Here is a 22926-nt window from a genome sequence, read left to right on the forward strand (position 1 = left end):
AATAGTACCGGATGAAACTCTTTCAATATCTGAGGGGGCTTTAAAGCCAGTGGGATCAATGTTCCGCCAAGTGCACACATTTCTAAAAAGTGCAATTCTATCACTGGCTGAAAACTACAAATTTAACCTTGATATTCCGTGGAAGAACATAGATCAAGAAGTAAAAGATATGATACTCTTTGGCTCTAATAAATTTCAAGGTTTGATCAGTATCTTGGAGAACCAGATGGATTATGATGAAACACTTGTTGAGCGATATTGCTCTGTCACTCACTGCAGAGAATGCACTGGCTATAGATTGAGAAAAGAAGCGCTTACAGTAAAAATTGATAGCAAACATATAGGTGAAATATCAGGGCTTAGTATCGATGAATCCCTTAAGTGGTTTGAAAATTTGCCAGACAAGCTCACAGAACAACAGAAGCAAATCTCAAATAAAATACTAAGTGAAATAATCAAGAGGCTAACATTTTTAAAGAATGTAGGGTTGAATTACCTAACGCTTGATCGAGAATCTAGCACTCTCTCTGGCGGTGAGAGTCAGAGGATCAGACTTGCTTCGCAAATTGGCTCAGGATTAACGGGGGTTTTATATGTTCTTGATGAACCCTCGATTGGCCTTCATCAATGTGATAATGATCGGTTAATTGCCACACTAAAAAACTTAAGAGACATGGGTAACACTGTAATCGTTGTTGAGCATGATGAAGATACAATAATGGCTGCTGATTATGCGATTGATATTGGTCCTGGAGCTGGCGTAAATGGTGGAAAAGTTGTTGCAGAAGGAACACCAGACCAGGTGCAAAGAAATTCAGGGAGCATAACAGGGCAATATTTGAGTGGAGAGAAAAAAATTTTAATTCCAAGGAGAAGAAAGCAAGCAACTCAGTTCATAAAAGTAATAAATGCATGTGAAAATAACTTAAAAAATGTAAACGTTAAATTTCCTATAGGGAATCTTATTTGTGTTACTGGAATATCAGGAGGGGGAAAATCAAGTTTAGTCATAGAAACGTTATATAAATATTCAGCACATAAGATACATCATTCGTCTGCAAGGTATGGTCAGTGTGATAGAATAGAAGGCCTTGAATATATAGATAAAGTTATAGAAGTTGATCAGTCGCCAATTGGTAGAACCCCTGCGTCAAATCCAGCAACATATGTTGGTATGTTCACTCATATAAGAAATTGGTTTGCAGGTCTTTCGGAGTCAAAAGCAAGGGGATATAATATAGGCCGGTTTTCATTTAATACCAGAGGGGGAAGGTGTGAGGCTTGTAAAGGTGATGGGCACTTAAAGATAGAGATGCATTTTCTACCGGACGTTTATGTGAAGTGTGAGCAATGTAAAGGGCGAAGGTATAATCGGGAAACATTGGAAGTTACTTATAAAGAAAAATCAATCTCTGATGTGCTTGATATGACGATAGATCAGGCTTGTGATTTTTTTGAAAACCTTCCAATGGTAAAAGAAAAGTTGGTTTCTTTGCAGGAAGTAGGGCTTGGCTATATAAAACTCGGACAGTCGTCAACAACGTTGTCTGGGGGTGAAGCACAACGAATAAAGCTGTCCAAAGAGCTATCAAAACGATTTACCGGAAGAACATTGTATATTCTTGATGAGCCAACAACTGGATTACACTTTGAAGATATAAATAACTTACTAAAAATACTCCATAGATTAGTCAATCTGGGAAACACTGTTATAGTTATCGAGCACAATTTGCACGTTATAAAAACTGCAGATTATATAATAGACATCGGACCAGAGGGCGGAATAAAAGGCGGAGAAGTGATTGCTACTGGAACTCCAGAAGAAGTGGTAAAAATTCCAGAAAGTGTTACAGGCAGGTATCTTAAAACGTATTTATTATAAACTATTTCTTAATTATATTAGGCTAGGTTGCATATTTATGATTTGGAGATAAGAATGTCAGTATATCGATACTTTAGAAGGTACGTTGAATATGGAGTTGTACCTGCTAAGAAAGCAGAAGATAACACACTAGTTCCAGAAAATAGTTTCTATAAATCTGTACGTTACGTTGATAATGTGCTAGGACCTGTGAAAGATGTAATTTGTGGAGTTGAGAGTAAAGACAATTATAACAAGTATTATCAAGATAATGATAAACGTGGGTCACAGGGCAGAGAAAGTGTATTCATTGTGTGCACTTGGTGCTATTTTAGCAGCCAACATAATATTGCAACCTTTATGTTTGATACTATAACTAAAGTGACTTAGGTTTACCGACGATTTGATAAACGACAAATTCGTCATCCCGCTGCTTGTTAGCGGGATCTAGAGATACCGCGGCGGTATGACGTAGGAAAACCTGACTTGCACTAGCTACAGCACCCAGCAGTGGCTCAGTTTGAACTATATTGAAATGGAATAAAAAGTGAAAGAGTGTAAGCTTAAGTTACTTTAGCTATACTATATAAATTATTTTATAATATATTTAATGAGTTGTGAACCTTCTCTTACTAAAAAAAGCTACAAATCTCATATTTCCAAGCGTATGCGTAAGTTGCGAATGTATCATTGATGAAAATCTTAATCTGTGTAGTGAATGCAACAAAAAAATCAATTTTCTAACTAAGCATTACTGCAATGTTTGTGGCGTAGTAATCTCAGACAATATTTATACGTGTGGTAAGTGCATCATCAATCCTCCACCGTTTAAAGTATTAAGATCAGTTTTTGCTTATGATCAACATAGTAGAAACATGAGAGGTTGTCCGGAAACTAGTAAATTCAAGCATATTCCCTCTTTAACATAACCCTACTCATAGCTAGGTATATGAAATTCTCAGTGGATGTTGTGAGTAAATCATACTCCTTCGATAGCCTTCTATTCCTATTAACCCAAGCAAAAGTCCTTTCTACAACCCATCTTCTTGGCTGTACTTTAAACCCTTGTTCTCTTGTTGGTAGTAGCTCAGGTGGCGTATCTTTGTGCACCCAAAATCTACATGGAGGCCTTTTAACAATTTCAATATCTATGTCATATTCTTCCTTTATGTGATTCTTTAAATTTCTTCCTTGGTATCCCATGTCAGCCCACATTTTTTTAACTTTAGTATATTTTGTTCTCATATTGTTTAATGCTATTTTAATACCATCTCTATCATTTTCGTTAGCAGCGCCTACGTAACAACCTAGTATAAAACCCTGAGTGTCTGTAATTATATGCCTTTTTCTACCCTTTACTTTTTTACTTCCATCATAGCCTTTGATCCCCCCTTTTCTGTAGTCTTTACAGATTGACTATCTACTATACAGGCACTCGGCTGCTCATTCCTTCCTATTTTTCTTCTACTATATTTTGTAATTTCATAATTCATTTTCTCAAAAATTCCCTGCTTCTTCCATTGCCTGAACTGCTCATACACAGTCTTCCATAGCGGAAAATCATTTGGTAAATACCGCCATTGACACCCTGTACGCAATACATAGAAAATTGCTTCTAATATTTCTCTTTTGCTATACTTTGGCGGCCTTCCTCCTTTCTTGTATGATACTCTGAAGTGTTTTTCTATTCTTGCCCATTCCCTTTCGCTTAGATCTGTTGGATACTTTTTTCTCATCTTTACCCCGTACTAAAATTTCAGATATTATAGCCTTTTACTTGTTTCCGGACAACCTCTGATTATAAATTTCAAATTTTTTGATAATTTGAATTACGTAAAAATCTATGCAAAGTGGATACACCAAGCTAATCAGGATACATTTCAGAACGCAGAGATCATAATCCCTATACCGTTACATAAAATGCGCTTGTTTAAACGTAAATATAATCAAGCAGCACTGCTTGCAAAAGAATTGAGTAAGTTGTCCAATTTATCCTATACGCCATTTGCAATAAAACGCCTTCGCCATACTACGCCTCAAGCTGGTCTTTCACTTAAACAGCGTGAAAAAAATTTAAAGAAGGCTTTTAAAACAAGCAACAAGAAAATTATCGAAAATAAAATCGTGATATTAGTTGATGATGTGGTAACAACCGGAGCAACTGTAAGATCTTGCTCTCAGGAAATTTTAAACTCCGGTGCAAAAGAAGTGAGAGTGCTATCACTTGCAAGAACGGTGAATGATTGTGAGGCTATTACATAAAATCTTGACTTGCTTTTACTATATCCATAAAATTATAATTTATAGTTGAATAGTTGTTGGGGAGCGTATGAGTATAAAAGAGCAAGAAATTGATGCTATATTCCAAGAAATAGAGCAAGAATCAAAAGAAAGTGACATAATTGAAGAAATTAAGCAAAAGCTGCTCGCATGTAACCAAGATACATACAATCAGTGGAAAAGACTTAATTTTCACATAGATCATTTATTTGAAATACGGCAAGAGATTACCCATGCTTCTAGGTATTATACTACTGCGTTAAACATTGCTGCTCATAAAGGCTTAGTAAAAACAGTAAGACGTCTACTGGGGAAAGGTGCAGAGGTTAGTACACGCGATGGTGGTGGACACACTGCTCTGCATTGTGCCGCTAGCAGCGGTAATACGGAAATAATAGAATTACTACTGGAGCAAGGAGTACGTATTCACTCATGTTCTAAACTTGGCTCAACACCGCTGCATTTTGCTGCTACTAATAATCATATAAATGCAGTGAGGTGCCTGTTAAATAAAGGAGCTAGTCTTTTAGCACTAGATAATAATAATTCCATTTCCAGTATGTTTGCTACAGACAAAGAGGTGATTGCTGTCTTAAAGAAAGCAGAAGAAGAAAAACATAAGAGAGAAATGGAATGTAAGAAAAAAAGGCAAGCAAAAATGATTGCTGTAGGTGGTATTGCAACTGCATTGATAGTGGCGGGTATTGGATACATTGTTGAATTACCTATACTAGTAACTATTGGTATATCTGTATCCATTGCATTAGTATCTGTTTGCATTGCGTACGTAATGTCAAAACCTAACACTAAAATGGAAGGAACAGAGAGCTCTGTACAGGAAATTGGTCAGAGTATATAGGTCAAGATAAAACTTTACTTTTAATAACCTCAACATCACTAAACTCAAAGGTTTGATTCCCTATGATTTGAAATTTCTCATGTCCTTTTCCTGCAACCAGCAGAATCATACCCTCGTTATAGGCAATATCTATGCCTTTTTCTATGGCTTCTTTCCTGTCCCCTATCTCCAGTGCACTAGGACAATATAGCAAAATATCGTGGCGAATTTTTGCAGGATCTTCATCACGCGGATTGTCATCTGTGATTATTACTTTGTCTGCATACATTTGTGCTATTTTACCCATTTCTGAACGCTTCTTCCGATCACGATTGCCACCGCATCCAAAAACTAGGACTATTTTTTTGTTGAAGTGCCATTTTAAAGACAACAGGGCTTGTTTAAGCGCACTTGGAGTGTGTGCGTAATCCACGAATGCAAAAGGTTTAACTTTTTCCATTCTTCCTGGTGGAGAAACGAGTTTACCTATAGATATTTCTCTGTAATTCAGTCCAGACGAGGTAACTATACCAATTGCACACAACAGATTATATGCTTGAAATTGCCCCAAAACTGGAAAAAACATGTTATAAATTTCATCGCCAATTTTAATTGTAAGGTATTGACCATTAGGGGTTGGTGTTTGCTCTAATAAAGTAATATCAGAACCTGTTTTTCCATAGGTGATAACTTTGTTGCTGCGTTTTTCAGCTATTTTAAGCAATGCATGGTACTCATTTATATCCGCATTTAAAATTACTGTTTCTCCCTCTGGTAGTACCTCATAAAATAACCTTTTCTTAGCCTCAAAATACTCATCGATACTCTTATGATAGTCCAAATGATCTTGCGAGAAATTAGTAAAAGCTGCAGCAGTGAACCTAAGTCCATGAATTCTGTATTGGTCAATTCCATGGCTTGAAGCCTCTAATGCTAATTGTTCTACGTTCTTACTATTTATACCACATAATGTGGAATAAAGGTCATCTGCGCCTGGAGTGGTAAGATTATCGCTATTATCTTCTCTGTCATTATTGATGCATGTTCCAAGTGTTCCAATAGACGCAGCATTATAGCCAGAGTTTTGCCAGATCTGGCGGCAAAATTCTACTACTGAAGTTTTACCATTTGTACCAGTTACAGCAGCAACATATTTGGGCTGTTTGAATTGATAAAACCTGCTGACTATTTCTCTGTATATTTCTTGAGGGTTTGGGTGGTCAAGCACTGCAAAACTCGGAGTATTTGTCATGCAAGTAGCTGACACTGGAATCCAGTTTTTATTATGCAATTGCTTAGTGTGTTCATTTGCAATTAAATTTTCTGGATCCAAGTAGTCAAGCACTGGGATGACATCTTTTTTGGTTCCTTGTATGACAACGTCTACACAGTCGTGTGCGTGATACTGGGATTCAGTAGGAAAAATCTGGATACATGCTGGTTTTCTAGATTCCAGCGTCACGCGCTGGAATGACACCGCAGACACACAAACAAAAAGATAACCTTCCTTTACTCTATTGGGATTACATGTAACGCCCTTGATTTCAATATCAAAGTTAACATCAATAATGTTATGCAGTAATTCTCTCAGTTTCATCTGCCAGTTTTAGTGTTCAAACATGGCAACCTTGCTAGTGCAGCATTTAAATCAGAGATTAAATCTTCAGGATCTTCCAGTCCACAAAATATCCGTATAAAACTTCCACCATAATCTGAATTCATTACAGATCTTGACATAGATCTACGATCTATTGGTAATATCAAACTGTCGCATCCTCCCCAAGAAGCACCGATACCAAAAATTTTCATGTGATCAACCATGCAGCTTAGTTCTTCACATGAATATTCTCTATCTAGTGCTATACTGAATGTGCCGCTTGCTCCTTTGAAGTAACTTTTCCATAATTCGTGTTGAGGATGGGAGGGAAGTGCTGGATACAAAACTTTTTTGATTTTTGAATGTTTTTCTAGCCACTTTGCCACTTCCATTGCTGTATTTTGGTGCCTTTTCATACGTGTGTACAATGTTCTAAGTCCCCTATGTGCAAGGTAGCAGTCGTGCGATTGAATGGTTACCCCATAATTTTTATAGCTCTCATAAAGCAATTTAAAAATTTCACCTTCAGCAATAATAGCCCCCATCACTAAATCTGAGTGACCGGCTAGATACTTTGTCACCGCATATAGTGCAACATCAACTCCATAATCAAGCGGCTTAAATAACAAAGGAGTGGCCCATGAATTGTCACAAACGGTCACAATTTTATGTTCCTTAGCAACTTTTACTATATGCTCTATATTCGAAATCTCAAACGTTACAGAACCAGGAGTCTCGATCATTATCAATGAAGTATTACTCTGAATTAAATCAGTTATATCCTGTGTTGGATCATAAAAAGTTACTTCTGTTCCTCTTTTTGGTAGCTCATTTTCTGCAAACCTCCTAAGCCTATAATAACTATTATCTTGAATTAAAACGTGCGAGCCTGCTTTAGCGAAAGTTAGAATAGCAAAAGTAAGTGCAAATAGTCCGGAAGGATAAATAAGCGCTTGTCCACTCCCTTCAATTTCAGCCAGTGCATTTGAAAGATAATGAACAGTAGGAGTACCAACATTACTGTAGCTATAATCCCTTGCAACACCATCGTTGATTACATCGTATATACTTTCTCCATTTGCTGCATTTAAGTAGTCCTTGTAAGTAGGGAATAATATGGTAGAAGAATGATAAACTGGCGGGTTCATGGAACCTTTATAGTCATTAAATTGTCTTCCTGCTTTAACTAATATAGACTCTTCCTTCACATTTTTATTATTTATTTTTTAAATTGTACTCATCTTGCGTATACAAGTGAAGAGAAATTGCATGTATTAGCTCTATCTCACCCTTCAATAACTCATAAATCAACTTGTGTCTTTTTAGAACGCTCATTCCAATAAAGCCGTCAGATATTAATATTAATTTAATGTGCGAAGGTAATGTTGAAGATGAAGCAAAATAATGATCAGCATGCTTTGCTGATTCATCGATAATGTTGATATCAATTACATCTATCGAATCGCGTATCTTTTCTTCTATTGCCTTAATAATGTCCATAATGGTTTCTTTAAGCAACAATATGCTCCTCCTGTCATCTCAGTGTCAGCTACTCGGATGACAGGAAAAGTGATCACAATTATTTATTCTCTTCTTTATTATCTATGTCTTGATAATCAGAATCTACTACTTTTTCCTCTTTATCATTTGGATTTCCTTCTGATGAAAAGCCATTTTCAGCACTATTTTGTTGAGATGTTTGATACATAGCTTCTCCAAGTTTCATAGATAATTGAGAAAGATTAGTAACTTTCTGCTGTATTGAATCAGCGTCATCAATGTTATCAGATTTACTAACTTCTTTTAATTCGTTAACTGCATTTTCAATAGCAGATCTATCTTCTGGTGAAACTTTATCACCATACTCTGTCAGAGACTTTTCTGTAGAATGGACTAAGCTATCCGCTTGATTCTTCACTTCAATAAACTTTTTGCGCTTTTCATCTTCTTGCGCTTTTTCTTCAGCTTCTTTTACCATGCGATTTATTTCATTATCAGATAAACCACCTGAAGATTGAATGCGTATTTTTTGCTCTTTTCCAGTAGCTTTATCTTTTGCAGAAACGTGTGCTATTCCATTTGCATCTATATCAAATGTCACTTCAATTTGTGGCCTTCCGCGCGGAGCAGGAGGTATCCCTTCCAAACTAAACTGACCGAGTAGCTTATTATCAACTGCCAGTTTTCTTTCACCCTGATGCACCTTAATTGTAACAGCTGTTTGGTTATCTTCTGCAGTTGAAAACACCTGAGATTTTTTAGTAGGAATTGTAGTATTACGCTCAATAAGTGGAGTGAATACTCCTCCTAGAGTTTCAATACCAAGAGAAAGTGGGGTCACATCAAGTAGTAACACATCTCTTACATCACCTTGAATGATCCCCGCCTGTATTGCAGCTCCAATTGCTACAACTTCATCAGGGTTAACTCCTCTATGTGGATCTTTGCCAAAGAATTCTTTAACTTTCTCTATGACTTTTGGCATACGAGTCATGCCACCAATAAGAACCACTTCGCCAATTTGACTAGCAGATAAACCAGCATCCTCAAGAGCTTTTTTACAAGGAGCCATAGTTCTTTCGATTAAATCATTCACTAAGCTTTCAAGTTTTGCTCTCGTTAATTTCATATTTAAGTGTTTTGGACCACTTGCATCAGCTGTAATAAACGGTAGATTTATTTCCGTTTCCATTGCACTTGATAATTCAATTTTCGCTTTTTCAGCAGCTTCTTTGATTCTTTGCATAGCCATTGGATCATTTTTCAAATCAATGCCATTACTTTTCTTGAATTCATCTAGTAAATAACTCACTACTCCATTATCAAAGTCTTCACCTCCAAGATGGGTATCACCGTTTGTTGCTTTCACTTCGAAAACTCCATCACCTATTTCAAGTATTGAAACGTCAAATGTACCACCACCAAGGTCATATACTACTATTGTGTGCCCATGTTTCTTATCAAGACCATAAGCAAGTGCTGCAGCAGTCGGTTCATTTACTATTCTGAGTACATTTAATCCGGCAATTTTTCCTGCATCTTTTGTTGCTTGACGTTGAGAGTCGTTGAAGTATGCTGGCACTGTTATCACAGCATCTTTTACTTCCTCTCCAAGATAAGCTTCTGCTGCCTCTTTCATGTTTTGTAGTATAAATGCACCAATTTGACTAGGAGAATATTCTTTATTATCAGTTGTTTTAACCCATGCATCACCACTTTTTGCTGCAAATACTTTGTATGGTACACTTAGATTTTTCATCTCAGGATCACTATATTGACGGCCTATTAATCTCTTAGTAGCAAAAAAGGTATTACTTGCATTGGTGGTTGCTTGCCTTTTTGCTGGAGCACCAATCAACCTTTCTCCTGAAGAAGTCAATGCAACTATAGATGGAGTAGTTCTTGCCCCTTCTTTATTTTCTATTACCTTTGTATCCTTGCCCTGCATTATTGCAACACAAGAATTTGTTGTTCCGAGATCTATGCCTATTGCTCTTCCCATAATGAGTACCCCATTGTAAATATTATCTGATATAAGAATATATAAGTATAGGGCTCATTAATTACAAGCCCAATTTAGGTTTCTAATTAGTTATTAGAACTTAAAAGGCGCGAAAGCCACTTAGTCAGCCAAAAATTGCCTCGTAGTTTATTTGAATTATCAGCTTCTTCATTGCTGCTATCCCCAATTTGGTATCCAGAGTTCTGTAATGGCTTATAACCGTTTAAATTAACATCATCACCTTGTTTTAAAACAAATGTATTTACATCTAAACTGTTATCAATACTAACGTTCAATGTAATATTAAACTCTTTTTCGATTGTAGAAACTGTATTGCGTTTGTTATTAAAAATGTGCGCTATAACTGCACTGTGTGCTACTAAATCAAAAGACTTATTTCGATTCTTGTTAGCAATATGTTGTAAATCCCTTAGTATTGATGAAACAATTACTTCGTTTGATTTTACTCTTCCAGTACCTTTGCAGTGTAAACACTCTGTAGTATTAATTTCTTGTATGTTTGGTTTAATTCTTTGCCTTGAAAATACCATTAAACCAAAGTCATTTATGTAGCTAAATTGAACTTTAGCTTTATCATCTTTAAACGCTTGCTTTATAGCAGACTCAACAGCTCTGCAATACTGATATTTCAACATATCAATAAAATCGACTACTATTAATCCTGATAGGCCCCTAAGATTCACCTGTCTTGATATTTCAGGTACTGCTTCCATGTTGGTTCTATAAGCTGTTTCTTCTATGCTATCTTCTCCTGTCATCTTTCCTGAATTTACGTCTATTGAAACAAACGCCTCAGTTAAAGTTATTATCAAAGACCCACCAGATGGCAATTCTACTCTATTGCTATATAACTCAGAAATTTGATCTTCGATTCCGTAGTAAGTAAAGATCGGAGCATAACCTCTATACAATCTATAGCGCAACTTACTACCTTTTAGTGCATTGTTAGCATATTGCCTAACTGCCTCAAAAGCTTCCTTTCCAGACACTATAACTTCTATACCATCGCTACAAAAATCACGAACAGATCTCATAATTACATCTGCTTCATTGTAAATTAATGATGGAACGTTTACAGAGAAGGCATTTTTTTGAATGCTCTGCCATAATGAGGATAAGTAATTGTAATCCTGCTCAATTTCTTTCTTATTTTTTCCTGAACCAACAGTTCTTACTATTAAACCTGATCTTTTTGGCAAGTTTATTGAACTCAGTATCTCCTTTAACTGCTTTCTGACATTAGCATCTTCAATTCTGCGGGACACTCCACCTTTGCTCATGGAATTTGGCATGAAAACACAGTATCTACCCACTAAAGTTATGTATGTTGTAAATGAAGCTCCTTTATTGCCTCGTTCCTCTTTAGTTAGCTGGACCAATACTTTTTGATTTACTGAAATAACATCTTGTAATTTGTATTTTTTATATAAAGGTACCTCTCTTACAAAACCACTACCTGATCCGTTGACATTCTTACTAGCTGCAGAATCTGAAGAAACATTTGCTGAGGCTTCTTCTATACAATCGTCATTTGAGTAGCCCTCAAAGATAGTTTCCTTTTCTTTTTCTGGAATGTTGAAGTAATCTAGAGATATCTCGGAAAAAGACAAAAAACCTTGCTTATTTTTCCCATATTCAATAAATACGGCTCGCAAAGAAGGCTCTATACGCTTTATATAAGCAACGTAGATATTACCCCTTAATTGATTTTTTTCCTTGAATTCTTGTTCAAATTCTACAACCTTGTTATTAATTGACAAGGCAACTCTTACCTCATTAGAACAGATAGAATTTTCTATCAATAATACCCTTTTACCACTATTTGTCACTTATTTACCGTTTGCTTTTTATTCTGAAGTTAACTTTATGCTACTTAATGCACTGTTGATTGTCAAGGATTTTGCAATCTGCATTATTCGATTGACTTTTAGTATTTTGCGTAATAAACTCGCATAGAATTTATTATATCATTATAAGTATGGCGAAAAAAAATGCTTCTTTGCTCGTTAAGTTAGTCAGCACTGCAATCAAGATAACAAAAACTGGTGAAGAAAAATCAACTGGCTATTTTTATGTAAAAAAGCGTAATCCAAAAAAGCTCACCAAAAAACTGGAGTTTAGGAAGTATGACCCAGTAGTCAGAAGGCATGTGTTATTTAAAGAAGAAAAACTAAAGTAATTTTTTTATAAGGAATTTTATTATTATGCAAAATTTACAATTAAGTTATCCTATAATAGTAGAGTTGGGGGATGTGAAAGATACAAAACTGAAATTAATAAAGGTCATTGCACAATTAATAAGTAAGAAGTACACAACACAGAAAAAAGCAGCAAACGCTCTAAAGATTGATCAACCTAAAGTATCTCAAATCAATAGGTCAAAAATCGAAGGGTTCTCCTTAGAATACTTGCTTAACTTATTGATTGTATTGGGCCAAGACATAAACGTAAGAATAAAGCATAATTCTAAACCTGCATAATATGGTATCCGTTCAGCGGAGTGGCAAAATAAGGTAGACAAGATAAATCAATCTCGGTGTCAAGCACTGGGATGACAAGGTATAAACCTTATCGTCATGCCGCCGCGAACCGTCATACCGCGATTCATTCGCGGTATCTCTAGATCCCGCTAACAAGTAGCGGGATGACGGTTATCAGGCCAGCACCCCTACGATGTCATCCCAGTGCTTGACACTGGGATGGCTTTGTTGCATCGCTCAAGCGAAAAGAACTGGCAGTTACTGACAAAATTCATTATAAATAGCCATTTAACTGTTGAAGAAAAAATATGCCACAAAAAATGAGAGTCAGTNNGTGCCATGAATATAACAAATTTCTCCAAGAAAGAGGAAGCATTTTTTGTTATATCAATGACGCCATAGAAAATTGGTACGAGAATTGTCCAAAAATGCAGGGCGGCAACTATATTTATAGTGATAAAGTTGTGATTTTGGTGCATATAACCCTCTGCCGCTTTCAAGTGGTATAATTAAACCAGAGTGGTTGAGAGGTTGTCCGGAAACAAGTAAAAGGCTATAATATCTGAAATTTTAGTACGGGGTAAAGATGAGAAAAAAGTATCCAACAGATCTAAGCGAAAGGGAATGGGCAAGAATAGAAAAACACTTCAGAGTATCATACAAGAAAGGAGGAAGGCCGCCAAAGTATAGCAAAAGAGAAATATTAGAAGCAATTTTCTATGTATTGCGTACAGGGTGTCAATGGCGGTATTTACCAAATGATTTTCCGCTATGGAAGACTGTGTATGAGCAGTTCAGGCAATGGAAGAAGCAGGGAATTTTTGAGAAAATGAATTATGAAATTACAAAATATAGTAGAAGAAAAATAGGAAGGAATGAGCAGCCGAGTGCCTGTATAGTAGATAGTCAATCTGTAAAGACTACAGAAAAGGGGGGATCAAAGGCTATGATGGAAGTAAAAAAGTAAAGGGTAGAAAAAGGCATATAATTACAGACACTCAGGGTTTTATACTAGGTTGTTACGTAGGCGCTGCTAACGAAAATGATAGAGATGGTATTAAAATAGCATTAAACAATATGAGAACAAAATATACTAAAGTTAAAAAAATGTGGGCTGACATGGGATACCAAGGAAGAAATTTAAAGAATCACATAAAGGAAGAATATGACATAGATATTGAAATTGTTAAAAGGCCTCCATGTAGATTTTGGGTGCACAAAGATACGCCACCTGAGCTACTACCAACAAGAGAACAAGGGTTTAAAGTACAGCCAAGAAGATGGGTTGTAGAAAGGACTTTTGCTTGGGTTAATAGGAATAGAAGGCTATCGAAGGAGTATGATTTACTCACAACATCCACTGAGAATTTCATATACCTAGCTATGAGTAGGGTTATGTTAAAGAGGGAATATGCTTGAATTTACTAGTTTCCGGACAACCTCTAAAAGAAATAATTAAATGTGAAGAGTTGGAAGACATTACCAAGAAGAAAATTGCAGAAGCCAAAAATGAAGTAGAGTTACAGATTTTGCTCGATGATTTCAGAAAAAAAATGCTATAGAAAGTACAGGAATTAGTATATACAACAACACACAGCAAGGAAAATAGCACTGACAGAAAATATCGTGGCTATGAGCAAACGAGAAAATTGCACGTAATGTTGAATATAAACAACAAAAAAGCCATAGCTGTAAAATACAGTAACGGCTGATCACTATGGAGCTTGTGATTTGCTAAAAGAAGTTGATTTTCAGCATGCCATAAAAGCACTATATGCAGATAGAGCATGTGATAGGCACAAGTTTTATAAGTTGTGTAACGAATATGATATAAAGACAAAAATTCCACCAATAAACAATGCGGCAGAACATCCAGAAATAGATTATATGTCTGACAGGAATGCTGCTATTAGGTTAATAAAATTATACGGTGAAGATGGCATGAAAGAATGGAAAAAAGAAGTAAATTATGGGAAAAGATCTTATATTGAAGGGTTTTTCTCAAGATTAAAGCAAATATTCGGATTTAGTTTTAGGAATAAATCTGAGATAAATCGAGAAAAAGAACTAAATGCTATTTGCTTAATAAATTCACTGATATTGGTATGGCTAAATTTGAGATAGTTACATGAATTTACCATAAATCACCATCTCATAAAGTGTGATGCAACAAAGCCCACTGGGATCCAGGAATTTTATTAAGTTAGTAAGCATAAAAGCAGCCATTTTATGTTAAATACAACGTTTTGATGATTATGAAAAAGCTGGATTCCAGACTGGAATGACACCATTTGTTGTAAACTCACTTCTTCTTGATTTGTAGAACAATAAAACAGTAAGCTAAAAGGGAACTTATTACTCAACAAAACAAGACTTAAAATTTTGTGCAATGCTATTGATTATAGCTAGATATGCATCTTTTCCAGGCTCTATGTCTGATCCAATAGGATCAAGAACTACCATTTTTGCGTCATTAGAAAGGGCGTTAGGCTTTATGCTATCTTCCTGTGAATGAGCAAATATACATTTAACGTTTTCTTCCTTCATTATCTTTTTTAGCTTCATTAAACTCTTCATACCTATGTAAGAATCCTCTTCTATGGAAAGAATAGCGCTTGGATGATTTAGACCGAAGTATTTTTCAAAATATTGATAAGCATCATGAGTAACGATGTATTTTTGATTTTTAAAATCATTCAGTTCTTTCATGATTTCTTTTACTTCTTGGTCTATTTTTTTTATAGCTTTTGTTGCATTAGAACTGTATCGATGGGAATTTCCTTTATCTATGTCAGACAATGTTGCACTTATAGAAAGTATCATGCTCTTTGCATTTTCGGGACTCAGCCACATGTGTAAATCTTTTTCATCTTGAATGTGAGTGATTTTTCTAGAAAATGAATGTGGCCGAGTAGGAAGTAGGTTGATTGCCTTTGACAATTGCACTAGTTCTTTATTATTTTTGGCGAAAGTTTGAACAAACGTCTCTAAGTTATCGTCAACATAAAATATAACGTCACTTGATTCTAAATTACTCGCATCAGATGGCTTTAATATATAATTATGTGCAGATGTTGCATAGCCAAGCAATTCCGGTTCTAAAATCCCTTCTGTAACAGAAGCTACAAGTGAGTGGATAGGTTTGATTGTAGCTACAACTTTTAAATTGGATGAAAAGGCAATATTATAGTATAGTGTAAGTGAAAGTAATAGAAAAAAAGCCAGTAAATGTCTCATATAAACGTTGAGAAGAAGTTAAATTTTGTCAATAAATTGAATAATGTCAATAATCGTGTTCTAAAAATAGAAAATCTTGCTCTCGCATATGATGGTAAAAGAATCCTTGACAATATCAATATGTTCATGGAAAGAGGAGACATAATTACAATACTTGGTCCAAATGGTGGAGGTAAAACCTCTTTAGTGAAAGCAATTGCTGGTATAAATAAAAATTATACTGGAAATATTGTGTTAGCTGAGAACACAAAAATTAGCTACATGCCGCAAAATTTTAGTATTAGTAATTTGATGCCAATAACAGTTGAATATTTTCTTTTAAATAGCTCCTTGAAAAGACTAAAGAAAAATCAATCCATTATTACAGAAACGATAGAGTTGGCTGGTATCGGTAACATTTTGAAAAATCAAGTGTTAGAAATTTCTGCAGGGCAAACACAATTATTACTGCTTGCACGTTGTTTAATTGCAGAGCCTGACTTGATCATTCTAGATGAACCAGTTAGTGCGATGGATATTAACGCGCGGGCTAAATTTTATGATATTATAAATAAAATAGCAAAAAAACGATTGGTATCGATTCTTATGACTTCTCATGATCTTAACTCTGCTCTACCATCCTCAGATTACATAATTTGTATAAATAATACTATCTATTGCCAAGGCAAGCCTGATGAGATTATGAAAAATAGGACCCTAAATGAAATATTTAGCAGTTACGCAGCGAAATGATTCAAAATATTTTGCGTCTTCTGCACATAACTACGGTGCTGACGCGTTACAATATATTACCTTATTTACTTCCACCATCAAAAAAATCAATAAATAAAATACAAGGCCACAAGCTAAAGTGTGCTCTTGAAAAATTAGGTCCGGTGTTCATTAAGTTTGGGCAGTCTATCTCATCACGTACTGATGTTTTAAATGAGGATATAACAAATAACTTGTTATTGATATGTGATAGATTGCCATCATTTTCACATAAAATAGCAGTTAAAACTATAGAAAGTGAGTTTAATTGTAAATTGAGCGACATTTTTTCAAGCTTTTCTGAAAAGCCAATTGCAGCAGCATCGATTTCTCAGGTGCATAGAGCGGTTACAACTGAGGGTAAGGAAGTTGCTGTGAAGGTTTTAAGGCCAAATATTGAGAAAACATTCTCAAGGGATATAAAAATGCTTTCTTGGCTTGCAGAAATTGCAGAAAAATTTAGCGAACAATCAAAAAGGCTGAGGCCAATTGAATTAGTCAAAACTTTTGCTGAAATTTGCCGATTAGAGTTAGATCTACGTTTTGAAGCTGCTCACTCTTCGGAACTAAAGGAAAACACAAAAAATGACAGAGGTTTTTACGTACCTGAAATAGATTGGAATAGAACTTCGAAAAAGGTTTTAACATTAGAATGGATAGAAGCAACGCCAATATACGAAGTTGAAAAACTGAATAATCGTAAGCAAATAGCTATCAATCTTATAGAATCGTTTTGCAATCAAGTATACAGGGATTGTTTTTTTCATGCTGATATGCATCCCGGAAATCTAATGGTTGATAGTAATAACAATATTATTGCCCTGGATTGTGGAATCATGGGTAGAATAGATCGTGAGACATGCTATTACGTTATAGAGATACTCAAAGGCTTTTTAAATCGGGATTATGATCACGTTGCAAAAATGCACTTTAGGGCTGGTTATGTTTCATCACAGCATAGAAATTTTGTCACAGCTTGCAGGGCAATAGGTGAACCCATTATTGGGCAGCCTATACAGAAGATTTCATTTGCTAGTTTACTTGCTCAGCTATTAAAAATAACTGGTGATTTTGATATGAAAGTTCAAACACAATTGTTATTGCTGCAGAAAACTATGATTTTACTGGAAGGGACATGTAGAAAGATCTACTCAGAAATCAATATGTGGAAAGTAGTTGAAGCGTGGATAAGCAGTCAACATGAAAATAAAATAGGGTATAGGGAAAAAATTAGAAGTTCTTATCCTGTAAAAACAATCCAAGGGATATTTAGCCTTATAGAAAAATTAAACCTAATAGCTGATAAAAAATTAGAAAACATCCAAATTAAAAATAAATCAAATGGAAAAGTCTATTTTTTATTGTGGTTTGTAATTATAATTCTAATCGTTAAACTTTTAATTTCTTAAACTATGGGAAAAAACTGCGTCAAATCCAATTTTTATTCAACTTAATTTTAATCTGCAGGAGCCGAGTTGAGAATGTCCAATTTTCCACTTTCTTTATGTATCTGTTCAGCAGAGTGGCAAAATAAGGTAGACGAGAAAAGACAACTATAGGAACAAATGGGTGTCATGCCAGTGCGTGACACTGGCCTCTTGTTTCAATGTTAAACAAAATACCATAGAATTCAAAAAGACAATTCCTAGAAAATTTCTACATCCAAAAAAGGCATAAGTTATGTTAATGCTGTTTGAATGAGATGATATAAAGATAAGCCAAATTTTTACAAAGAAAACATTTCAAGCAGCAAGACACCTTTGATTGAAAGAGAGCACCAAATTTATGGGGTGAGTAACTGCGCTATTTCAACTATAGTATTTTCTAAAACGAATGATAAACGTCTAAAATGGTATTACCAACTAAAAGGTGTAAGTCTGTACATTGATGCATTAGAGGTCTGAGGCAACTTTTGATGGTGTGCCAACAATGCTCTATCGGATTTAGATCAGGTGAATATGTTGGAAGATAAAGCAAATGACAGCCAAAAGACTCTATTAATGACTTTGTTTTGGGAGTTTTATGGAATGTAGCATTATCCATAACTATGGTTGTATCACGCTGTAATTGTGGAAGTAATCTTCGCTCTAACCATACATTAAATATATCTTTATTACACCCTCCTGTGAAGGTCATTGGTGCAATAAACTTCTCATCCACCTATTATACTCACTCTTTCCCGCTTTTTTCCTGGAACATCAGCATATATTTTTTCTCCTCTTGGAGCTCGTGCATATTCTCGGTATAGTCTATTATCAACTCCTGCTTCATCTATATATAAAATGCTACAGTGGTCTATTTTTGAGACTTTATCGATAAATTGCTGCCTATCTTCTTGATTGCGCTCTTGATAGAATGTGACTTTTTTTAAAGGTTATTTTTAGCTGTCTTAATCTATACCAAATTGCACTTATCCCAAAGCCAAGGTTTTGTTTCATTTCTGCTAGTGTGTGATCTGGGTGTTTTTTGACATATTCTTTGAGTATTTCTGGATCTATTTTTCGAATAAAACCAGTACTTTTTACCGCTTTGAGACCTTGGCCAGTAGCTTTCTTTTTTAGCCATCTATATAGTGTTGCTATCCCTATCTCAAAAACCTCTGCAACTTCAACCTTTGACTTTCCTTTTTCTACCAAAGACACTGCTTTTTCCCTTAAATCTACACTATATACCATCGCTTTCCCTACTTTAAAAAAACATATTATACCTTTATCATTCGCTTTTGAAAATACTATAGTTAGCGGAATGACGGTTTTTCAAATTGTCGGTAAATCTAAGTCAGTTTAGCTATAATTTCCTAAATTTGCTCACAATCTCTTGACTTGACACATATGTTTTTTTCCCAAATGTTACTATCTTCCTCCTTTTCCTTTCTCAATTTGTGCAACCATTTCCTTTACATTTGCATGCGTGAGAAGGAAATTTTTGCTGACATGAGATTTTGGATCAGATTTTGCTGTTACGTGTTTCGTTGCAGATCTTTTATTCTCTGTTAGAAATGAATGAGATTGTTTTTTCTTCACACCGATATCCGCTTGTGCTGCTGGAGTGGTTTTGCTTTCAGCAAGCTGTACATTAGCATTTCCTTTTGCTTGATTTTGCTCAAATTTTTCTTTTAATGCCTTTACTTTACTGCCCATCTCGCGATTAGCTCCTCCTTTCATAGTAGCTGCTGCTACTTTTGGTATCACCTTACCAGCAGCTTTTTGTGCTGATTTCCTATTGTCTTGATTTTCAGATTTTAGTGGTACTCTTTCAGCTGATTTTTTAAGAATTACTCCTACTACTTTTGGCTCTGTGCTTACTTTTTGATTAGCACGGCTTAGATTTTTAGGCTTTGGCGGTACTGCAGGTTTATCTTTGATTACCACTTTCGATTCTTGTCTAACTTCTTGACCAGTAGTAAACATTTTTTTTGGCACTTGCGGTGGTTTTGGTGGTACGAGGGATTGAGGTTGTTGTTTCTGCTTACGTTCTCTTTTTGCTTCTATATGTTCTTTAGGAACTGTTGCATAAATTGGCTCTTCTTTGGGCGATTTTGAACTCTGCGAATTTTCTATTAAAATTTTACTCTTCTTCTCTTGATAATTTGATATCTCTTTGTATACAGACTCTTCATTTAATGAACTTCCATAGCCTGAATCTTCTCTCTGCTCATATAAAGGATTTTCCTTTTGCTTTTTCTCTTGATAATTTGATATGTCTTCATATTCAGACCCCTGATCTAATGAACTTTCATAGCCTGAATCCTCAGAAGGATTTTCCTTAGCATCAGGCATACTAAAACTATTAGCTCCTTTTAGTAAAGAAGATGTAGACTTTGCCTTGCTTTCTCCATCTGAGGATATTTCTGATTTAAAGCGTACCTTCCTCGAATCTGGAGCAGCCGGAGGTGCTGTTGTTGGTCGCTTTATTTGCCTCATGCGATTACCACCTAATTTTTCTTTCGGCTGTTCTTCTTTTCGCAGCTCAAAAGTACCTTCCTTTTGCTTTCTACCTTCCAAACTCACTTCGTGTGATCTATCTTTTCCTTGACTCTTTTCACTTTGTTCTAAATTTAAAGAATCTTTTAAAATATTATTTTTTCTGAAATCTTTTTCTAATTATTCCAAGAGATCAATTTTTTTTAAAATTCTTGTATACTTAGCTGCTGTTTCTAAAGTGAAACTTGACAACTCATCATTTACAAAATTACTTATACTACTGTTCTTGGTTGGAAAATTTTTTCCCAAAATTCTATTCATTAATGTTTTAAAAAGACCTAATGGCTGTTCTACATAATTGTTCAAGTCAGTATATATAACAAACTCAGCTATACCTTTTGCCTCACCTGTAAAACCTTCTAATGCATGAGATAAATCCCTTAACGTTTTGTTATATTGTTTCTCTGCATTTCCTAGCTTTACAGCTTTGATCAGAGAATCGAGATTTTTTTTATAGTTCTCACTTTTAAATGGATTATTCATACTAATTACAGCTCATTATTTATTAAAATATAGATCTAAAATATTAAGATCTAGTAAATATTACTTTTGTAATTCATGTAGAACTATAGCTATAATAAGTAAGATTTCCCTACGTCATACCGCCGCAGTATCTCCAGATCCCCCTAACAACTTACTATTACCCACAAATATGAGGTTCGTGAGCAAGTCGCCATCCTTCTGCTAAATCAAAGAGACGTTTATATCCTTTCCAAAGAGTAATTGGTCCTGGTTTTGGGTCATTTTTTCTTGCTAAATGGCCTCCAAGTTCATGAAACAGCTTCTTTTATGTTGGGAACTACACTTGGACATGGTTTTCTGTGTATTTTAACGTATAAAACTTTCCATTCTTCTTCAGCTAATAAGGTAGTACATGGTAATGTTGGGTTAGCTCTTGCAATTGATGTAATAAAGAAGATCCTCCAAGCAATAATACTCATAACTGTTAGATATCTCATTAGTCTTTCTGCTATTCCAAGCCTACATTCTTCAACTTTGAGACCGGATTTAAAATTTTATGTAATATCTCTATTTTCCATCTAAGGCAATTGTAAGTTAAAAACGTGATATAAAAGAGATAAGAGAGAAAGATAACCCTGCTCACTAGGAATAGCGGGCGTGCGCGACCGAAAGGAAATTGGTATTACAACCGTTGGTATCAAGGTACGCTAGCCCTATCTCTCGATACGTTTGAATAGTTGCTTGGGACATATATATGCACCCGTTTACAATCTTAAATTAACTAAAACTATCGAGGTTTATTATGGTTACATCTTATCAAAATTTTATTGGCATTGACATCGGAAAATTTAAAAATATCGTTGCAATTCACAAACAGAAGAATGCTGTCGAATTTGATAATAATGCTTCTGGTTGGCAACAATTATTTCAAGAGTTTTCAGATATTCTACCTAATGCTTTAGTGACTTTAGAAAATACAGGGAAATATGAGCTTGGCTTATCACATTTTCTTACCGACAAAAATATTGCCGTGCATCGAGCTAATACTCGTAAAGTAAAAAGCTTTATTTTATCTCACGGAACTTTAGCAAAGTCTAGATGCAAGAGCTCTTGCTCAATATGGATTTGAACGCCATAGAACTATCTCTCTATTTGTACCTACCTCTACAGAACAATCAACTTTGGCTGCACTTTGTCAACGTCGTGATGATATTACGCAAATGAGAACTCAAGAAAAATGCAGACTTGAAGCACCGGAAAATGATCATATAAAAGAAAGCTGTCAAAAGACCATTGAGTTTTTCGATAGTCAAATAAACGAACTCAATGATACTATACAAAAGATTATTGATGAAAGCCGCGAATTACAACAACGCCAAAAAATTCTTAAAACAGTTCCTGGAAAAGTTATCACAAGATTTTTTGTGTTTAATGCCAGAGCTTGGTTACTTAAATAGAAAAGAAGTAGCAAGTCTTGCCGGAGTTGCACCGCATCCAAAAGAAAGTGGTAAAGCTGTTGGTTACCGAAGGATTACAGGTGGTAGAAGTAACGTTCGTTCAAAGCTCTTTACAGCCGCTATGGCTGCTACAAGGTCAAAATCTATACTTGGCGCCTTTTATTCTAAGCTTGTTGAAAGTGGTAAGAAGAAGATGGTGGCTATAACAGCCCTAATGCGTAAAATTATAGTAATTGCTAATACAAGACTTAAAGAAGCAATTAATTTGCATACTTAAAAATCTTCACAACGGTAACTGAAATTGGCTAATGAATATGTGCGTCCACACAGACTTAAAGCACATATTCATTAGCTTAAGCAGAAATTGCTGTGGTAGCTGTTTGATATAAAATTCTATTTCTATGACAAACGGGTTTTTATTGCCCATATAATTTGCAAAATTACACAAATAAAAAAAT

Annotated in this window: 18 protein-coding genes and 8 pseudogenes; 14 read left to right on the forward strand and 12 right to left on the reverse strand. The window is 35.2% G+C overall.

What is annotated here, in order from left to right:
• From uvrA to WG67_RS07320, 3 genes and pseudogenes are all read left to right on the forward strand, one after another.
• On the forward strand, positions 1-1882 hold a 1882-nt coding region (uvrA, locus tag WG67_RS03935; RefSeq protein ID WP_458694911.1), incomplete at its 5' end, for an excinuclease ABC subunit UvrA.
• A gap of 54 nt (positions 1883-1936) precedes the next feature.
• On the forward strand, positions 1937-2251 hold the full coding sequence (locus WG67_RS03940) for a hypothetical protein (protein ID WP_010082388.1): 315 nt from the start codon (positions 1937-1939) through the stop codon (positions 2249-2251).
• A gap of 227 nt (positions 2252-2478) precedes the next feature.
• Positions 2479-2739 (forward strand): annotated as a pseudogene (locus WG67_RS07320) (double zinc ribbon domain-containing protein); the annotation flags it as partial.
• Positions 2740-2764: 25 nt separating this feature from the next.
• On the opposite strand, the gene WG67_RS06350 reads toward WG67_RS07320, so the two are convergent.
• Positions 2765-3597 (reverse strand): IS5-like element ISWpi1 family transposase gene (locus WG67_RS06350; RefSeq protein ID WP_094189578.1). Its coding sequence is split into 2 segments (ribosomal slippage): positions 2765-3228 and positions 3228-3597, totalling 834 coding nucleotides; the frame shifts between segments, so codons are not numbered across the junction.
• A gap of 58 nt (positions 3598-3655) precedes the next feature.
• On the opposite strand from WG67_RS06350, the pseudogene WG67_RS03955 reads away from it, so the two are divergent.
• Both WG67_RS03955 and WG67_RS03960 read left to right on the forward strand, forming a co-directional pair.
• Positions 3656-4123, forward strand: a pseudogene (locus WG67_RS03955) (ComF family protein); the annotation flags it as partial.
• A gap of 67 nt (positions 4124-4190) precedes the next feature.
• The gene (locus WG67_RS03960; protein ID WP_070356940.1) at positions 4191-5000 is read left to right on the forward strand and encodes an ankyrin repeat domain-containing protein; all 810 of its coding nucleotides are present in this window, start codon (positions 4191-4193) and stop codon (positions 4998-5000) included.
• 1 nt (position 5001) lies between these two features.
• Here WG67_RS03960 and murE read toward each other — a convergent pair whose 3' ends face one another.
• From murE to WG67_RS03985, 5 genes and pseudogenes are all read right to left on the reverse strand, one after another.
• A complete protein-coding gene (gene murE / locus WG67_RS03965) occupies positions 5002-6576 on the reverse strand; it encodes a UDP-N-acetylmuramoyl-L-alanyl-D-glutamate--2,6-diaminopimelate ligase (RefSeq protein ID WP_070356941.1) in 1575 nt (524 codons plus the stop codon).
• Positions 6551-7784: pseudogene (gene metC, locus WG67_RS03970) on the reverse strand (cystathionine beta-lyase). The gene murE and the pseudogene metC overlap by 26 nt, the downstream one beginning before the upstream one ends.
• A gap of 7 nt (positions 7785-7791) precedes the next feature.
• Positions 7792-8076 (reverse strand): BolA family protein, encoded by a 285-nt coding sequence (locus WG67_RS03975; protein WP_010962929.1) that lies wholly within the window; start codon positions 8074-8076, stop codon positions 7792-7794.
• Positions 8077-8155: 79 nt separating this feature from the next.
• Positions 8156-10078, reverse strand: a complete 1923-nt coding sequence (dnaK, locus tag WG67_RS03980) for a molecular chaperone DnaK (RefSeq protein WP_070356943.1) — start codon at positions 10076-10078, stop codon at positions 8156-8158.
• Positions 10079-10164: 86 nt separating this feature from the next.
• Positions 10165-11928 carry an Rne/Rng family ribonuclease gene (locus WG67_RS03985; protein ID WP_070356944.1) on the reverse strand — a complete coding sequence of 588 codons (1764 nt, stop codon included), beginning with the start codon at positions 11926-11928 and terminating at the stop codon, positions 10165-10167.
• A gap of 149 nt (positions 11929-12077) precedes the next feature.
• Here WG67_RS03985 and rpmG point away from each other — a divergent pair, with 149 nt between their 5' ends.
• The 6 genes and pseudogenes from rpmG to WG67_RS04010 form a co-directional block, all read left to right on the forward strand.
• Positions 12078-12278 carry a 50S ribosomal protein L33 gene (gene rpmG, locus WG67_RS03990; protein WP_010082633.1) on the forward strand — a complete coding sequence of 67 codons (201 nt, stop codon included), beginning with the start codon at positions 12078-12080 and terminating at the stop codon, positions 12276-12278.
• 25 nt (positions 12279-12303) lie between these two features.
• Complete coding sequence (locus tag WG67_RS03995; RefSeq protein ID WP_010082632.1) at positions 12304-12579, forward strand: helix-turn-helix domain-containing protein; 276 nt, start codon at positions 12304-12306, stop codon at positions 12577-12579.
• A 308-nt stretch (positions 12580-12887) separates the two neighbouring features.
• Positions 12888-13082: pseudogene (locus WG67_RS08620) on the forward strand (IS5 family transposase); the annotation flags it as partial.
• An 83-nt stretch (positions 13083-13165) separates the two neighbouring features.
• Positions 13166-13998: pseudogene (locus tag WG67_RS06360) on the forward strand (IS5 family transposase).
• A complete protein-coding gene (locus WG67_RS06775) occupies positions 13995-14141 on the forward strand; it encodes a hypothetical protein (protein WP_156768669.1) in 147 nt (48 codons plus the stop codon). The pseudogene WG67_RS06360 and the gene WG67_RS06775 overlap by 4 nt, the downstream one beginning before the upstream one ends.
• Positions 14135-14711: pseudogene (locus tag WG67_RS04010) on the forward strand (transposase); the annotation flags it as partial. The gene WG67_RS06775 and the pseudogene WG67_RS04010, both read left to right, overlap by 7 nt.
• A gap of 223 nt (positions 14712-14934) precedes the next feature.
• Here WG67_RS04010 and WG67_RS04015 read toward each other — a convergent pair.
• On the reverse strand, positions 14935-15816 hold the full coding sequence (locus tag WG67_RS04015) for a zinc ABC transporter substrate-binding protein (protein WP_010962934.1): 882 nt from the start codon (positions 15814-15816) through the stop codon (positions 14935-14937).
• On the opposite strand from WG67_RS04015, the gene WG67_RS04020 reads away from it, so the two are divergent.
• Together WG67_RS04020 and ubiB are read left to right on the forward strand one after the other, a co-directional pair.
• Positions 15808-16548 carry a metal ABC transporter ATP-binding protein gene (locus WG67_RS04020; RefSeq protein ID WP_038199232.1) on the forward strand — a complete coding sequence of 247 codons (741 nt, stop codon included), beginning with the start codon at positions 15808-15810 and terminating at the stop codon, positions 16546-16548. The genes WG67_RS04015 and WG67_RS04020 overlap by 9 nt on opposite strands.
• The gene (ubiB, locus tag WG67_RS04025; protein WP_070356945.1) at positions 16545-17975 is read left to right on the forward strand and encodes a 2-polyprenylphenol 6-hydroxylase; all 1431 of its coding nucleotides are present in this window, start codon (positions 16545-16547) and stop codon (positions 17973-17975) included. Before WG67_RS04020 ends, ubiB begins: the two co-directional genes overlap by 4 nt.
• Before the next feature lie 415 nt (positions 17976-18390).
• Here the strand turns inward: ubiB and WG67_RS04030 are convergent, their stop codons facing one another.
• From WG67_RS04030 to WG67_RS06780, 5 genes and pseudogenes are all read right to left on the reverse strand, one after another.
• Complete coding sequence (locus tag WG67_RS04030) at positions 18391-18726, reverse strand: transposase (protein WP_049973597.1); 336 nt, start codon at positions 18724-18726, stop codon at positions 18391-18393.
• Between the two features lie 167 nt (positions 18727-18893).
• Positions 18894-19241: an IS630 transposase-related protein gene (locus tag WG67_RS04035; RefSeq protein ID WP_022626382.1), complete on the reverse strand. Its 348-nt coding sequence runs from the start codon at positions 19239-19241 to the stop codon at positions 18894-18896.
• A gap of 177 nt (positions 19242-19418) precedes the next feature.
• Positions 19419-20576 carry a hypothetical protein gene (locus WG67_RS04040; RefSeq protein WP_458694912.1) on the reverse strand — a complete coding sequence of 386 codons (1158 nt, stop codon included), beginning with the start codon at positions 20574-20576 and terminating at the stop codon, positions 19419-19421.
• A gap of 93 nt (positions 20577-20669) precedes the next feature.
• Positions 20670-21032, reverse strand: coding sequence for a hypothetical protein (locus tag WG67_RS07325; protein ID WP_245683359.1), 363 nt, complete (start codon positions 21030-21032; stop codon positions 20670-20672).
• Between the two features lie 157 nt (positions 21033-21189).
• Positions 21190-21597: pseudogene (locus WG67_RS06780) on the reverse strand (IS4 family transposase); the annotation flags it as partial.
• Between the two features lie 216 nt (positions 21598-21813).
• Between WG67_RS06780 and WG67_RS04050 the strand changes: the two are divergent.
• Positions 21814-22745: pseudogene (locus WG67_RS04050) on the forward strand (IS110 family RNA-guided transposase).
• Positions 22746-22926: the final 181 nt, after the last annotated feature.

The organism is Wolbachia endosymbiont of Drosophila incompta, assembly GCF_001758565.1.
Classification (GTDB): domain Bacteria; phylum Pseudomonadota; class Alphaproteobacteria; order Rickettsiales; family Anaplasmataceae; genus Wolbachia; species Wolbachia pipientis.